This is a genomic window from Thermus caliditerrae, from assembly GCF_021462525.1.
Classification (GTDB): Bacteria; Deinococcota; Deinococci; order Deinococcales; family Thermaceae; genus Thermus; species Thermus caliditerrae.
On sequence record NZ_JAKEDT010000006.1, the window covers coordinates 46,160 to 60,528 of the forward strand.

At 71.0% G+C, this 14,369-nt stretch carries 15 protein-coding genes; 9 read left to right on the forward strand and 6 right to left on the reverse strand.

What is annotated here, in order from left to right; all coding sequences use genetic code 11:
• Positions 1 to 31: 31 nt before the first annotated feature.
• The 5 genes from thiE to thiC are packed head-to-tail and all read left to right on the forward strand — an operon-like array spanning position 32 to position 3,897.
• Positions 32 to 652, forward strand: a complete 621-nt coding sequence (gene thiE, locus L1088_RS05175) for a thiamine phosphate synthase (RefSeq protein ID WP_234554017.1) — start codon at positions 32 to 34, stop codon at positions 650 to 652.
• Entirely contained in the window at positions 639 to 833 is a 195-nt protein-coding gene (gene thiS / locus L1088_RS05180) for a sulfur carrier protein ThiS (protein ID WP_015717078.1), read from the forward strand. Before thiE ends, thiS begins: the two co-directional genes overlap by 14 nt.
• Positions 834 to 1,619, forward strand: a complete 786-nt coding sequence (locus tag L1088_RS05185) for a thiazole synthase (RefSeq protein ID WP_234554018.1) — start codon at positions 834 to 836, stop codon at positions 1,617 to 1,619.
• Positions 1,616 to 2,569, forward strand: a complete 954-nt coding sequence (locus L1088_RS05190; protein ID WP_234554019.1) for an NAD(P)/FAD-dependent oxidoreductase — start codon at positions 1,616 to 1,618, stop codon at positions 2,567 to 2,569. The genes L1088_RS05185 and L1088_RS05190 overlap by 4 nt, the downstream gene beginning before the upstream one ends.
• A complete protein-coding gene (gene thiC / locus L1088_RS05195; protein ID WP_234554020.1) occupies positions 2,566 to 3,897 on the forward strand; it encodes a phosphomethylpyrimidine synthase ThiC in 1,332 nt (443 codons plus the stop codon). The genes L1088_RS05190 and thiC overlap by 4 nt, the downstream gene beginning before the upstream one ends.
• On the opposite strand, the gene L1088_RS05200 is transcribed toward thiC, so the two are convergent.
• Positions 3,894 to 4,061: a hypothetical protein gene (locus tag L1088_RS05200; protein ID WP_234554021.1), complete on the reverse strand. Its 168-nt coding sequence runs from the start codon at positions 4,059 to 4,061 to the stop codon at positions 3,894 to 3,896. The two genes, thiC and L1088_RS05200, sit on opposite strands and share 4 nt — an antisense overlap.
• A 17-nt stretch (positions 4,062 to 4,078) precedes the next feature.
• Between L1088_RS05200 and thiD the strand changes: the two genes are divergently transcribed.
• Positions 4,079 to 4,855 (forward strand): bifunctional hydroxymethylpyrimidine kinase/phosphomethylpyrimidine kinase, encoded by a 777-nt coding sequence (thiD, locus tag L1088_RS05205; RefSeq protein WP_234554022.1) that lies wholly within the window; start codon positions 4,079 to 4,081, stop codon positions 4,853 to 4,855.
• On the opposite strand, the gene L1088_RS05210 is transcribed toward thiD, so the two are convergent.
• From L1088_RS05210 to L1088_RS05225, 4 genes are read right to left on the reverse strand one after another with little or no spacing between them, the layout of a single operon-like run.
• Positions 4,839 to 6,773 (reverse strand): cobyric acid synthase, encoded by a 1,935-nt coding sequence (locus tag L1088_RS05210; protein WP_234554023.1) that lies wholly within the window; start codon positions 6,771 to 6,773, stop codon positions 4,839 to 4,841. The two genes, thiD and L1088_RS05210, sit on opposite strands and share 17 nt — an antisense overlap.
• Before the next feature lie 5 nt (positions 6,774 to 6,778).
• Positions 6,779 to 7,789: a pyridoxal phosphate-dependent aminotransferase gene (locus tag L1088_RS05215; protein WP_234554024.1), complete on the reverse strand. Its 1,011-nt coding sequence runs from the start codon at positions 7,787 to 7,789 to the stop codon at positions 6,779 to 6,781.
• A gap of 45 nt (positions 7,790 to 7,834) precedes the next feature.
• Complete coding sequence (cbiB, locus tag L1088_RS05220) at positions 7,835 to 8,692, reverse strand: adenosylcobinamide-phosphate synthase CbiB (protein ID WP_234554025.1); 858 nt, start codon at positions 8,690 to 8,692, stop codon at positions 7,835 to 7,837.
• Entirely contained in the window at positions 8,689 to 9,198 is a 510-nt protein-coding gene (locus L1088_RS05225; RefSeq protein WP_234554026.1) for a histidine phosphatase family protein, read from the reverse strand. The genes cbiB and L1088_RS05225 overlap by 4 nt, the downstream gene beginning before the upstream one ends.
• A gap of 25 nt (positions 9,199 to 9,223) precedes the next feature.
• Here L1088_RS05225 and cobT point away from each other — a divergent pair, with 25 nt between their 5' ends.
• Genes cobT through cobO form a run of 3 tightly spaced genes read left to right on the forward strand, consistent with a single transcriptional unit; the run spans position 9,224 to position 11,481 of the window.
• Complete coding sequence (gene cobT / locus L1088_RS05230; RefSeq protein WP_234554027.1) at positions 9,224 to 10,237, forward strand: nicotinate-nucleotide--dimethylbenzimidazole phosphoribosyltransferase; 1,014 nt, start codon at positions 9,224 to 9,226, stop codon at positions 10,235 to 10,237.
• Between the two features lie 3 nt (positions 10,238 to 10,240).
• Positions 10,241 to 10,939, forward strand: coding sequence for an adenosylcobinamide-GDP ribazoletransferase (locus tag L1088_RS05235; RefSeq protein WP_234554028.1), 699 nt, complete (start codon positions 10,241 to 10,243; stop codon positions 10,937 to 10,939).
• On the forward strand, positions 10,918 to 11,481 hold the full coding sequence (gene cobO, locus L1088_RS05240; protein WP_135344100.1) for a cob(I)yrinic acid a,c-diamide adenosyltransferase: 564 nt from the start codon (positions 10,918 to 10,920) through the stop codon (positions 11,479 to 11,481). Before L1088_RS05235 ends, cobO begins: the two co-directional genes overlap by 22 nt.
• A gap of 67 nt (positions 11,482 to 11,548) precedes the next feature.
• Here cobO and L1088_RS05245 read toward each other — a convergent pair whose 3' ends face one another.
• The gene (locus L1088_RS05245) at positions 11,549 to 14,359 is read right to left on the reverse strand and encodes an ankyrin repeat domain-containing protein (protein ID WP_234554029.1); all 2,811 of its coding nucleotides are present in this window, start codon (positions 14,357 to 14,359) and stop codon (positions 11,549 to 11,551) included.
• Between the last annotated feature and the right edge of the window lie 10 nt (positions 14,360 to 14,369).

The window sequence follows — 14,369 nt, forward strand, 5'->3', positions numbered from 1 at the left end:
CTTTGCCTTGCCGGCCTGAGGAGGTGAGACCTTGCGGAGAAGGCTGTACCTGGTGGTGACCCCCAGGCCTGGTTGGAGCTTTGACGAGGTCTTGGACCGCACGGAAAGGGCCCTGGGGGGAGGGGTGGAGGTGGTACAGCTTCGGGCCAAGGACTGGGAGGCCCGGCCCACCCTGGCCCTGGGGGAGAGGATGCTCTCCCTGGCCCGACGGTATGGGGTGCCCTTCTTCCTCAACGACCGGCCGGACCTGGCGGCCCTTCTGGGAGCGGATGGGGTGCACCTTGGTCAGGGGGACCTGACGCCCGCGGAGGCCCGGCGCTTCTTCGGGGGGATGGTGGGCCGCTCCACCCACGCTCCGGAGCAGGCCCTAAAGGCCCTCGAGGAGGGAGTGGACTACCTCTCCGTGGGCCCGGTCTGGGAGACCCCCACCAAGCCGGGCCGGCCGGCGGCGGGCCTGGATTATGTGCGCTGGGCCCGGGAGAACCTGGGGGAAAGGCCCTGGTACGCCATCGGCGGCATCACCCTGGAGAACCTGGGGGAGGTTTTGGAGGCTGGGGCGCGCCGGGTTGTGGTGGTGCGGGCCATCCTGGACGCGGAGGACCCGGAAAGGGCGGCCAGGGCCTTCAGGGAGCGGCTTTATGGTGTGGCTTAACGGGGAAGCTAAGCCCCTCGAGGGCAAAACGCTGAGGGAGGTTCTGGAGGAGCTGGACGTGGATCTTTCCCGGGTGGCGGTCCTCCTCAACGAGGAGGCCTACCCGGGGCGGGAGCTTCCTCACCACGTCCTGAAGGAAGGGGATGTGGTGGAGGTGGTCACCCTCATGCAAGGAGGCTAGATGGACACCTGGAAGGTAGGGGATGTGGAGCTAAGGAGCCGCCTCATCCTGGGCTCGGGCAAGTTCCGGGACTTCGGGGTGATGCGGGAGGCCATGCAGGCGGCGGGGGCGGAGGTGGTCACCGTGGCCATCCGCCGGGTGGAGGCCAGGATGCCCGGGCACGTGGGGCTTCTGGAGGCCCTGGAGGGGGTGCGGCTTCTTCCCAACACCGCCGGGGCCCGCACCGCGGAGGAGGCCCTGAGGATCGCCCGCCTGGGCCGGGCCCTCACCGGGGAGCGCTGGGTGAAGCTGGAGGTGATCCCCGACCCCACCTACCTCCTCCCCGACCCCGTGGAGACCCTGAAGGCGGCGGAGGCTCTGTTGGCGGAGGGCTTTTTGGTCCTGCCCTACATCGGCCCGGACCTGGTCCTAGCCCGAAGGCTGGCCCAGCTGGGCACGGCCACGGTGATGCCCCTGGCCGCCCTCATCGGCTCCGGCTGGGGGGTGAAGACCCGGGCCCTTTTGGAGCTCTTCGCCCGGGAGCGGGCCTCCCTGCCCCCGGTGGTGGTGGACGCGGGCCTGGGCCTCCCCTCCCACGCGGCCGAGGTCCTGGAGCTGGGCTTGGATGCGGTGCTGGTCAACACCGCCATCGCCGAGGCGAAAGACCCCGTGGCCATGGCCGAGGCCTTCCGCTTGGGGGTGGAGGCGGGGAGGAGGGCCTACCTGGCGGGGCCCATGCGGCCCAGGGAGGGGGCGAGCCCCAGCAGCCCCACGGAGGGGGTTCCCTTGGGAGGGCCCGGGCGGTGAAGGTGGACGTCATCGTGGTAGGGGCGGGGATCATCGGGGCCCTGGCCGCCTACGAGCTCAGGAAGCGGGGCCTCGAGGTCCTCCTCCTGGACGCGGGCAAGGAGGGGGCGGCCACCTCCGCCAGCGCGGGGATGCTGGCCCCCTACCCCGAGGGGCTCTCCGGGGAGGTTTTGGAGGCGGCCCTCTTCGGCCTGGAGCGCTATCCCGACCTCCTGGCGGAGCTTGGGGGTTTGGGCTTGCCGCTGGAGGCGGACTTCGCCGGGACCCAGGTGGTGGCCCTTTCCCCAAGGGAAGAGGAGGCCTGGGAAGCCCGGGAGCCCCTTGCCTACCCGGTGCGGGGGGGAAGGGGGGCGCGCACCTTCCCCGGGGGGTACGTGCACCCTAGGAGGTTGCGGCAGGCCCTGCTGCGGGCTTTGGAGGCCATGGGAACCCCCCTCCTCCACGCGGAGGTGGAGGAGGTGAGGGAAGGGGAGGTGCGGGGAAGGCGGCGGGGTGCTTCCCCTGAGGAGCCCTTGGCCGCCCGGGCCCGTTACCTTCTCCTGGCCGTGGGCGCCTGGGGTGGCCGGTTCGGCCTGGGGGTGCGCCCCTTAAAGGGGGAGGCCTTGCTCCTGGAGGGGACGCCGCCCCCCATGCCCCTCTTCGCCGGGGACGGCTACCTCCTGCCCCGGGAGGGCGGGGTGTACGTGGGGGCCACCGGGCGGGAGGGCTGGGCCCCGGGGGTGGACCTCTTCGGCCTCAGGTGGCTTGCGGACTACGCCCACGAGCGCTTTCCCTTACTTGAGGGGGCCCGGTTCCGAGAGGCCCTATGGGGCTACCGGCCGGTGGGGGAGCTTCTCGTGGGGGAGGTGCAGGAGGGCGTCTATGCGGCGGTGGGCCACGGGAGGAACGGGGTCCTCCTGGCCCCCTGGACGGCGGCGAGGATTCTGGAGCTTATGGGGGTAAAGCCATGACCCAGCTGGAAGCGGCAAGGAAGGGCCTCATCACCGAGGAGATGGCCTACGTGGCGGAGAAGGAGGGGGTTTCCCCGGAGTTTGTGCGGGAAGGGGTGGCGGCGGGGCGGATCGTGATTCCCCGGAACCCCAACCACCGCACCCTTCGGGACTTCAAGGGGATCGGGGAGGGGCTTAGCGTAAAGGTGAACGCCAACCTGGGCACCTCCTACGACTACGTGGACCTCGAGGAGGAGGTGGCGAAGGCCCGGGTGGCCATCCAGTACGGGGCGGACACCATCATGGATCTCTCCACGGGGGGAGACTTGAAGGCCATCCGGGAAAAAATCCTGGAGGTGGCCACCGTTCCCCTGGGCACCGTGCCCATCTACGAGGCCGAGTTCCGCGCCGCCAAGAGGAAGAGCTTCTTCGACATGTCCGCGGACGAGCTTTTCCAGGTCATCGAGGAGCACGGGCGGCAGGGGGTGGACTACATCACCGTGCACGTGGGGGTTACCCTGAAGAACCTGGAGGTCTACCGGAATTCCTCCCGCACCACGGGGATCGTGAGCCGGGGAGGAGGCCTCATGGCCGCCTGGATGCTCCACCGGGGTGAGGAAAACCCCCTCTACGCCCGCTTTGACGACCTCCTGGAGATCGCCCGCACCTACGACATGACCCTCTCCCTGGGGGATGGCCTCAGGCCCGGCTCCCTGGCGGACAGCACCGACCGGGCTCAGATCGCCGAACTCCTCACCATCGGGGAGCTGGTGGAACGGGCGAGGCGGGCGGGGGTGCAGGCCATGGTGGAGGGGCCGGGGCACATCCCCTTGAACGAGGTGGCCGCCAACGTCCAGATCCAGAAGAAGCTCACGGGCCACGCCCCCTTCTACATCCTGGGCATGCTCCCCGTGGACACCGCGGCCGGCTTCGACCACATCGCCGGGGCCATCGGGGGAGCCTTGGCGGGCTGGATGGGGGCGGACATGCTCTGCTACCTGACCCCGGCGGAGCACCTGGGCCTGCCCACCCCGGAGCACGTGAAGGAGGGGGTGATCGCCTTCAAGATCGCCGCCCACGCCGCGGACGTGGCCCGGGGGAACCCCAGGGCCTTGGAGCGGAACCGAAGGATGTCCGAGGCCCGCTACCGCCTGGACTGGGAGGGGCAGTTCGCCCTCTACCTCTTTCCCGAGGAGGCCCGCCGCCTCAAGGAGGAGCGGGGCTCCAGGACCAAGGCCTGCAGCATGTGCGGCCCCTTCTGCCCCATGAACCTGGTGGAGGCGGTCTTACGGGGCAAGGCCCGGATGGAGCTTCAGGGTGCACCCTACGCCCACGACCCCGTGGGCTAGGGCGGGGGGTCGAGATGCTGACGAAAAGCTTCGGCCACGCCCCCCACCTCCTGACGGCACCGGGCAACCTCCAGCACCAGGGTGAAGGCCTCCTCGTCGCTAAGGGTAAGCCGGAAACCGTAAAGGCGCAGGTGGATATCGGCCACGGCGAAGGCCGTCCGCATTATGCCCGAGGTGGGGCATGCAGGTAGCGCTTACCATCGCCGGCTCCGACTCCGGGGGCGGGGCTGGGGTGCAGGCGGACCTCAAGACCTTTTTCCGCTTCGGGGTCTATGGGGCCAGCGCCCTCACCCTGGTCACCGCCCAGAACACCCTGGGGGTGCAAAGGCTGGAGCTCCTTCCCCCAGAGCTGGTCTATGCCCAGATCCAGAGCGTGGCCGAGGACCTCCCCGTCCACGCCGCCAAGACCGGGGCCTTGGGGGACGCCGCCATCGTGGAGGCCGTGGCCGAGGCGGTGGCCCGCTTCCGCATCGCGCCCTTGGTGGTGGACCCGGTGATGGTGGCCAAGGGCGGGGACCCCCTCCTGGCCCCGGGGGCGGTGCAGGCCCTGAAGGCCAGGCTCTTCCCCCTGGCGACCCTCATCACCCCCAACCGCCTGGAGGCCGAGGCCCTCCTGCAACGGCCCATCCGCACCCTGCGGGAGGCGGAGGAGGCGGCCCGGGATCTCTTGGACTTGGGCCCCCGGGCCGTCCTCCTCAAGGGGGGGCACCTGGAAGGGGAGGAGGCGGTGGACCTCCTGGCCACCCCCGAAGGGGTCCTGGCCTTCCGCGCCCCCCGGGTGCGGACCCGCAACACCCACGGCACCGGCTGCACCCTCTCCGCGGCCCTCGCCGCCCTCCTGGCCTTGGGCAAGCCCCTCGAGGGGGCGGTGGGGGAGGCCAAGGCCTACCTCACCCGGGCCCTGGAGACCGCCCCCGGCCTGGGGCGCGGCCACGGGCCCCTCAACCACTTCGCCTAGGGGGGAGGGGCAGGGGCCTTCCCGCCACCAGGAGGTAGGCCTCCTCCGCCTCCTGGGCCAGGAGGGCGTTCACCTCCCCTAGGAGATCCCGGTACCGCCGGGCCAGGGGGTTGGCGGGGACGATGCCCATGCCCACCTCGTTGGAAACCGCGATGACCCGCTTGCCGCTTTGGCGCACCGCTTCCAGGAAGCGCCCGGCCTCCGCCAGGGGGTCCAGGCCCGCCTCCAGGAGGTTGGCCACCCACAGGGTCAGGCAGTCCACCACCACCGTGGGGTGGCGGGCCCGGCGCAGGGCCCCGGCCAGGTCCCGGGGCTCCTCCAGGGTCTCCCAGGTGGGGGGGCGCTCCGCCCGGTGCCGGGCGATGCGCGCGGCCATCTCCTCGTCCCGGGCCTCGGCGGTGGCGATGAGGCTGGCAAAGGGACCGGCCAGTTCTTGGGCGAAGCGGCTTTTCCCGCTCCGGGCCCCTCCGAGGAGGAGGATGAGGCCGGGGGGAGGCGGGGGGTCGGGGACGGCGCCCTTCGGCTCGGGAGGGGTAAGGGCAGGCCTGCCGGCAAGCCCCAAGGCCCGGTGGAGGGCGGCCAGGTCCAGGTGGGCCTCCAGGGCGTCCGCCAGCTCCTCTAGCGCCGCTTCCAGCCCCCGGGCCTCCCGGCCGAAGAGGGCCCGCTGCACGGCGGGGTTCTCCAGGAGGCCGTGGAGCCAGGTGGCGAGGAGGGGGCCCTCCTGGTGGAGGAGGGGCAGGCCCTGGCCGTGGTGGATCTCGTACCCCTCCGCCTCCAGGCCGTTCAGCCTGGCCCAGAAACCCTCCAGCCCGCGGAAGGCCACCTCCGTCCGCCGCACCGTCTTCTCCCGCTCCATGCGCACCCGGAAGGGGAGGAGGCCAAGCCCCGGGAATACCCCTTGCGCCTCCACCCCTTCCTCGTCCTCGAGGACCTGGGCGAGCATCTCGGCTCCCCCGCAGACCGCCAGCACGGGCCTTTGGGCCTGCAGGTGGGCCCGTAGGAGGGGCAGGAAGGCCCGAAGCCAAGGGAGGTCCTTGGCCGGCAACCGGTTTCCCGGAAGGATGAGGAGGTCGGCCCCTTCCGCCTCCTCCGGGGTACGGGCGTGGACGAAACGGGAGAGTTCGGAAAGGGGCCAGAACTCGTCCAGGTTGGCGGCGTGGGGGTAGCGGAGGAGGGCCACCTTGGGGCCACTTCCGGCTCGGGGCCGATGGCGGAAGCCGTCTTCCTCAGGAAGCTCCAGGGATAGCATGGGCAGGGCCCCGAGGACCGGCACCCCCGTCCACCCCTGGAGGAGGCCGTAGGCAGGCTCCAGGAGGCGGATATCCCCCCGGAACTTGTTGAGGGCAAACCCGGCAAGCCGCGCCCGGTGTTCCCCCAAAAGGGCCCAGGTGCCGTAGAGCGCCGCCAGGGAGCCTCCCTGGTCCACGTCCGCCACCAGGAGGGCCTTGGCGTCCGCCCAGGCCGCCACCTGGAGGTTGGGGAGGTCGGGCCAGAGGTTCCGCTCCACCGGGCTGCCCGCGCCCTCCATCACCACCAGGTCGTAGTCCCGGAGAAGGCCCTCCAAGGCCGCCCGCACGGGGGCCTCGAGGTGGGGGCGGCGCTCCTTCCAGGGAAGCTGGGAGAGGAAGGGGTCCACCCGGCCCAGGACGACGACCTGGTTCCCCGCTTCCCCAAAAGGCTTGATGAGGATCGGGTTCATGCGCGGCTCCGGAGGGGTGCCCGCCGCCAGGGCTTGGAGCCACTGGGCGCTGGCCATCTCCCCCCCAGCCACCACCCGGGCGTGGTTGGACATGTTTTGGGCCTTGAAGGGGGCCGCCCGGAGGCCCAGCCTCCGGAAGTGCCGGAGAAGCCCCGCGGTGAGGAGGCTTTTCCCCACCCCGCTTCCCGTGCCCCACACCGCCAAGGCCTTGGCCCGCATGCGCCTCAGTCTACCCCCACCCCTTGGGAGAGCACCTCCCCCAGGGCTTTTAGGAGGGCTTCCTGGGCCTCTTCCCTTTGGGCGGAGAGCCTGAGCCACTCCCCCAGGCCGAAGCTGGTGGCGTCCCGCACCCGGATGCCTCGCGCCCGCAGGGCCCGGGCCACCTCCGTGGCCTTCCCCACCCGCACCAGGAGGAAGTTGGCGGGGCTTTCCCTTACCTCGAGGCCCAGCGCCCTGAGCCCCTGCGCCAGGAGGGACCGCAGGCGGTGGAGTTCCCGCTTGCTTTCCTCCAGCCAGGCCTGGGCTTCGGGGTCCAGATGGCCCAAGAGGAGGGCCTCCCCGTAGACGGAAACCGGCCAGGAGGGGGCCAGGTGGCGTAGGGGCGTGAGGTCCAGGGGGGCCACCAGGTAGCCCGCCCGCACCCCGGTAAGGCCGTGGGCCTTGTTGGGGCTGTGGAGGAGCCAGGCCCCTGGAGGCAGGGAAAGGGGGGTTTCCAGAAGGGGCTGGTAGGCCAGGTCCAGCACCAAGGCGCCCCCGGCCCTTTGGGCCGCTTCCTCCAGGAAGGGGTAGACCTCCCCCGTGGGGTTGTTGGGCACGCAGAGGAAGGCCAGAGCGCTTTGGGGCAGGCGCCGCAGGAACGCTTCGGGGCTTTCCACCTCCCAAAGGGGCAGGTCCAGGGCCCGGGCGGCCCGGGCGTACTCGCTGAACGTGGGCCGCAGGAGCAGGATGGGCCCCCTGAGGAAGCTCCAGCGCGCCAGGCGGTGGATGAGCTCGCTGGTGCCCGTGCCCACAGCCACGTGGCTTTCCGGCACCCCGTGGGCCTCGGCCAGGAGGCGGTGGAGGCTCCGGTAAAGGGGATCGGGGTAGCGGCTGGGGTCGGCCCGGCGCAGGTACTCCAGGATCACCGGGTTGGGCCCTAAGGCGTTGGCGTTGGTGGAGAAGTCGTAAAAGGGTTCAGGGCCGCCATCCGGCCCCCCGTGGATGGGCTTGAGCACGTCATCGATCACGTCCCCCATCCTAAGGTGCCCCTGGGGAAGGACCTTGGTCCAGGCTATGGAAGCCTACCCCCGCCCCCCTAGGGCCGCCAGGGTTCCCAGGAGGAGGCCGAGGCCGTACCCCAATCCCCCCGTGACCCAGAGGCCCCGCCGCAGCTCCTTCCCCGTGGGGGAGGGAAGGTGGGGGTTCAGGGCGTAGGCCCCCCGCTTCCGGAGGCGCACCCCTAGCCTCAGGGCCAGGGCGGCCATGGGGAAGCCGGCGTTGGGGGAAGGGGTCTTCCGGGCCTCCTGGAGGAGCTTTGGCCAAAGCCGGGGAGGGCAGAGGAGGAGGCCTGTAAGCCTTGCGGGTAGGAGGTTCAGGAGGTCGTCCGCCCGGGCGGCGAAGGCCCCCCGGGCCCCGTGCTCGGGATACCCCCACATGGCGTCCGCGGTGTTGGCGTAGCGGTAGAGGGCGGCCCCCGCCAGGCCGAAGAGGCCGTAGTAGAGGAGAGGAGCGAGGACGCTGTCCGAGAGGTTCTCGGAAAGGCTCTCCAGGGCAGCCTCCCGCACCTCCTCGGGGGAGAGGTCTTCCGTGGGGCGGCTCACGATGCGGGATAGCCGCCTCCGGGCCTCCTCCAGGTCCTCCCCCAGGGCCCTCTCCACCGCGGCCACCTCCTCCAGGAGCATCCGCAGGCTGAAAAGGGGCTTGAGGAGGAGGCCAAGAAGAAGCCAGCCCCAGGGCAGGGGCCTCAGGAGGAGGTCCAGGAGGAAGGCGGGGAGGGTGAAGAGGAGGGCCCCCAGGGTCCAGTAGAAGGCCCCGGACCCCAGGCCCCGCACCCGGGGCCAGGCCCAGGCGAGGTACCGGCCCATGAGGACCACGGGGTGGAGCCGGGCCGGGGGCTCCCCAAGGAGGGCGTCCAAAAGGAGGGCCAGAAGGAGGCTCATGCCAGGCGGTCCAGCACCCTACGGGGCCAGTCCAGGGCCACCGCACCCCCCAAGGGGATGAGCCCGTCTTCCCCCAGGGCCCTCAGGGCGGCCCGGATCACCCCGCCATGGGTGAAGAGGACCGCGGGGGTCTTGAGGCCTTCCAGGAAGCCCAGGACCCGTTCCTGGAAGGCCTCGAGGGCCTCCCCTCCAGGGGGTGCGAAACCCTGGAACCGGAGCATGGCCTCTTTGTAGGGGGCCTCCAAGGCTTCCCACAAAGCCCCTTCCAGAAGGCCGAAGTGGATCTCCCGCAGGGCCGGGGTGGCCACCGCCTGGAAGCCCGCCAGCGCCGCCGTCCTCGAGGCCCGCTGCAGGTCGGAGGTGTAGGCGGGAAGGGCGGGGAGCCTGCCCTTCAGGGCCCGGGCCTGGGCCTCCCCCAGGGGGGTCAGGGGGAGGTCGGTCCAGCCGAGAAGCCTCCCCTCCCGGTTCCAAAGGGTCTCCCCGTGGCGCACCAGCCAAAGCTCCATGGCCCTAAGCTTAAACTGCTACCGTATGGGCTACCAGGAAGCCTTGCAAGCGGCGCAACGCCGCATGGAGCGGCTCACCAAGCCCCCCCGTTCCCTGGGCCGGCTGGAGGGGGTGGCCCTTAGGCTGGCCGCCCTCCAGGGAAGGGTCCAGCCGGAGCTGGGGCCCGGGGCGGTGGTGGTGGCCGCCGCCGACCACGGGGTGGTGGCGGAGGGGGTCTCCGCCTACCCCCAGGAGGTCACCCGCCAGATGGTCCTGAACTTCCTCCGGGGCGGGGCGGCCATCAACCAGTTGGCGGCGGTGGCGGACTGCCGGGTCTACGTCCTGGACGTGGGGGTCAGGGGGGAGCTCCCCGACCACCCCGGGCTCCTGAGGCGCAAGGTGCGCCCCGGCACGGGAAACCTGGCCCGGGAGGCGGCCATGACCCTGGAGGAGGCGGAAAAGGCCCTGGAGGCGGGCCGGGAGGCCGCCCGTCTGGCCATCGCGGAAGGGGCCACCCTGCTGGCGGCGGGGGACATGGGCATCGGCAACACCACCGCGGCCAGCGCCCTCACCGCGGCCCTTCTGGGCCTCCCCCCGGAGAGGGTGGTGGGCCGGGGCACGGGGGTGGGGGAGGAGGGCCTAAAGCGCAAGCGGGAGGCGGTGGCCCGGGCCTTGGCCCGCCTGCGCCCGGGGGTGGGACCCTTGGAGGTGGCCGCGGAGGTGGGGGGCTTGGAGCTCGTGGCCGTCGCCGGGGTGTACCTGGAGGGGTACCGGGCGGGGCTTCCCCTGGTCCTGGACGGGTTTCCCGTTTCCGCGGGGGCCCTTTTGGCCTGGCGGCTGGAGCCTGGCCTAAAGGAAAACCTCTTTGCCGGGCACCTCTCCCGGGAGCCGGGGCACCGGCCCATCCTCGAGGCCCTGGGCCTGGAGCCCCTCTTGGACCTGGACCTGGCCCTGGGGGAGGGGACGGGGGCGGTGTTGGCCATGCCCCTCCTCCGGGCTGCGGCCCGCATCCTGCACATGGCCACCTTTGAGGAGGCGGGGGTCTCCGACCGCCTTTAGCCCATGCGGCGGACCCTGCGCCTGGCCCTTGCCCTCCTCACCGTCTTGCCCCTGGCCCCCAAGGAGGCCCTTCCGGAGGAGTTCCGGCGGAGCACCGCCTTCTTCCCCTTGGCGGGCTACGCCCTGGGGCTTCCCCTCTCCCTCCTGGCCCTCCTCCCCCTCCCCGAGGGGCTCTTCGCCGCCTTGGCCCTGGCCCTCCTCCTGGGGCTCACGGGCTTCCTGCACCTGGACGGCCTCCTGGACGCCGCCGACGCCCTTCTCGGGGCCAGGCCCAGGGAGGAGCGGCTCCGCCTCCTCAAGGACCCCCACCTGGGGGCCTTCGCCTTCGGGGTGGGCGGGGTGTACCTCCTCCTCCTCTGGCAGGCCCTGGCCCTGGTGCGGGATCCCCTTTTCCTCCTTCTCCTTCCCGGCTTCGCCCGCTTCGCCATCCTGCCCTTCCTGAACCGCTACCCCCTCCTGCACCCGGGGATGGCGGGGCTGATCCGGGGCGGCCCGGTGCTTCCGCCCCTCCTCCTGGCCCTACCCTTCCCCCTCCTCTACCCGGGGCCCGCCCTCCTGGCCCTCCTGGCGGCCTGGGGGGTCGCCCACCTGGCGGCGCGGAGGCTTGGGGGGGTGAACGGGGACGTGCTGGGGGCCATGATCGCCCTTTCGGAGCTGGGGGGCCTGGTAGGCTATGCCCTGTGGAGGAGCCTAAGCGGGTGAAGCCCTACGCCAAGCCGCAAGGGGAGAGGCGGGGCCTCCTTTTGGTCTACACGGGGGACGGGAAGGGGAAGAGCACCGCCGCCTTCGGCCTGGCCCTAAGGGCCCACGGCCGGGGGCTTAGGGTGCGCATCTTCCAGTTCCTCAAGCACCAGGGGGCCCGCTTCGGGGAGCACCGGGCCCTGGAGGCCTTGGGCATCCCCATTGAGGGCCTGGGGGACGGGTTTACCTGGAAGAGCCGGGACCTCGAGGCCTCCAAGGCCCTGGCCCTGGAGGGCTGGAAACGGGCCAAGGAGGCCCTCCTCTCGGGGGCGTGGGACCTGGTCGTCCTGGATGAGGCCACCTACCCCCTGCGCTACGGCTGGATATCCCTGGAGGAGTTCTTGGATACCCTGCGTAGCCGCCCCCGCCACGTGCACGTGGTGGTCACCGGGAGGGGGGCCCCTGAGCCCCTGCTGGCCCTGGCGGACACCGTCACCGAGATGCGCAAGGTGAAGCACGCTTTTGACCTGGGCGTGCCGGCGCAGGTGGGCGTGGAGCACTAAGGAAAAGTCGAAAAAGTCTGCCTTTCTCGACTTGGTGCGCGGCGGCTCTGGCCGTTGCCCGACGGGGCTATAGAAGCTCTTCCAGACCCAGAAGCCCGTACCCCAGCACTTCTCGTAGGGGCTTCCAGACCTCTTCTTCCCCCTCCCGCACCCGCAGGCGCAGGTGAGGGTTGGGCAGGTAGCGGCCCCGGGCCACCCGCAGGAAGAGCCTGCGGGCCGGGCGGTAGCTGCTTTGCGCCTCGTTCCTGCCCAAGACCCCGTTCAGGTAGGTGCGGCGCGCCTCCTCCCCTTCTTTGGCCGCCAGGGTGCGGGGGAGGAGGCCAGGGGGCAGGTGGCCCAGGGCCTCCGCCAGGTAGGCCGAGGTGAGGCCCTCGTAGGGCCGGGCCCTCTCGCTGAGGTGGAAGTTGGCCCGGAGGCCCTTGGCTAAGGCCAGGGCCGCCAGGAAGACCCAGAACTCGGGGTGGTTGGGGTAAAGGCGCACCAGGCGGAAGCCCCCTTCCTCGGGGACTTGAAGGTCCACCGCCGTGGGACCCAAGAGCTCCACCAGGGCGGGGAAGGGCCCGCGGGCGAAGCCGGGGTCCTCGAGGGCCCGGAGGAGGGCGTAGAGGAAGGGGGTCTGGCCGAAGGGGTCGCGGGCTTCCGGGTCGGCCCCCGCTTCCAGAAGGGCGTGAACCAGCTCCAGGTTGCCTGCCTGGGCGGCCAGCATCAAGGGGGTGGCTCCCGAGGGGGTGCGGAAGTCGGGGCCGAAGGTGCGCACGTCCCAGAGGATTTCCTTCCACCCCTTGCCCTCGTAGGGGCGGAGGAGGCGGGCGGTGGTCTCCGCCGCCACCTCCCAAGGCATGCGGGGCCGATCCAGAAACCAGGGGGAGAGGAGTTCCTGGGCCGGGCGGTGGCCGGCCTGGGCCAGGGCCTGCAGGAGGGGGAGGTTCCGGTGGAAGAGGGCGAGGTCCAGAAGTTCCCTACGGGCCTTTTCCTTGAGGTCAGCGGGGTTTTTCAAGACCTCCTCCAGGCGCTTCCGGTCCCAAACCGTCCAGGGCACAGGCTTGGCCCCCAGGAAGGCCTCCCGGATGGCCTGTGCTTGCTCCAGGTTGCCGTGCTGGGCAAGGCGGGCCGCCTCCCGGCTCCACTCCTCCCGGCTCGCCTCCCGGGCCTGCAGGCGGAACTCCCGCCCGGCCTCGAGGCCCAGGAGCCGCAGGAAGGGGTGGGCAGGGTCCTCTTCCACCCAGATCACCTCCTCCACGGCCCGGGTGAGGGCCACGTAGAGGGCGTTGGTGAAGAACTTGTACTCCTCTAGGCTCTTGTCCGTCTTGTCCTTGGCCCGGCGGAAGACGAGCTCCCCCTCCAGGTCAGCGGGGTCCACCCCGCGGGCCACCTCCCGGTAGGCCTCGGGGGCCGCGGCCACGAAGCCGTAGAGGATGACCTTGGGGTATTCCAGCCCCTTGGCCTCCCGCACGGAGAAGAGGAGGGGGGTGCGGAACTGGGCGCGCGCCCGCTCTTTGTCCTCCTCCCGCAGGACCAGGACCGCCACCTCCGCGCTCCTTTGGCTCCTGGCGTCCAGGTCCTTGAGGAGGTTGGGTTCGGCCTGCAGGAGCACCGCCTTGCCCTCCCGGTCCAGCCTGGGTTCGCAGAGGTAGGTGCTTTCCCGATCCACGGAGCCGAAGCGGGCCTGCTTGAGCCGGAGGAGGCGGTTGGCCAGCTCCGCCACCCTGCGGGCGTTGCGGAAGTTGGCCCGCAGCACCCGGATGCGCTCCAGGGCCTCCTCTCCCCGCTCCGCCTCCTGGAAGAAGTAGGTCTTCAGGGCCGCCCAGGAGAAGAAGTTGGGGTGGACGATCTGGTGGCTGTCCCCCGCCAGGAGGAAGCGCCCAGGGGCCTTGAGGCTCCTCAGGAGGAGGTCCAGCTGGGCCAGGGTGAGGTCCTGCACCTCGTCCACCACCAGGAAGTCGTAAAGGGGTTCCACTTGGCTCCGGTAGCGGTGGGCCAGGAGGCTGGGGTCGTAAAGCCCCCTCTCCTCCAAAAAGGTCAGGTAGCGGCGGAAGACCTCGTAGACCTGGGGCCTAAGCTCCCTGGGGTACAGGCTCTGCCGTACCCCTAGGGCCAGGTAGGCTTCCAGGGAAAGGGGGCCCTCCGGGGAGGCCAGGAGCACTCCCCGGAACTCCTCGAAAAGGGCGTGGGCATGGGTGAAGGCCAGGGCTCTGCGGTAGGGGGCAAAGAAGGCCTGAAAATCGCGGAAGGTAACCTCCCTGCCCTCTGGAACCCCAAAGGTTTCCAAGAAGTCTCGGAAGGCGAGGAACTCAACCTCTTGGTAAGGGTTCTCGTAGCCGTGGGCGAAGTAGAGGCGGCGGGCTTCCTGGGCCAGGAAGGGGCTTTGTGTGGCATAGAGCACCCTTCCCGCCTCCCGCTTGAGCCTTTCCAGGGCCAAGGCCGTTTTCCCCGAGCCCGCGGCGCCCAGGAGGACCAGGGGCGGGGGTAGCCGGAGGAGGGCCTCTTGGGCCTCGTCTAGGGTAAGGGGCTTGTCCAGGTAGTGGAAGCGGGTGGCCCCCGCCTCTAGGTGGCGCACGGGTTCCGCCTCCCGCACCTCCTCGGGGAGGGGACGGAGGGCTTCCTCCCGCACTGCCGCCCCCCGCAGGAAGCGGGAGCGCTCGTAGGCGTGGTTGGGGATGACCTCCAGGACGAGCCAGGCCCCTTCCCCGTTGGCCCGGACCAGCTTGAGGAGGAGGCGATCCTTTTCGCTCAGCTTGGCCCGGAAGTAGGGGGTGGGGGAGAGCTTCTTCACCTCCGCCCGTTCGGGGCGGTCTGCCCTCAAATCCTCCAGCACCCGTTCCAGTCGCTTTTCCAGGTGGGGTGGGACCTCGAGGCCCTCGTAGAGCAAAATCCGCACGAATCTCAGG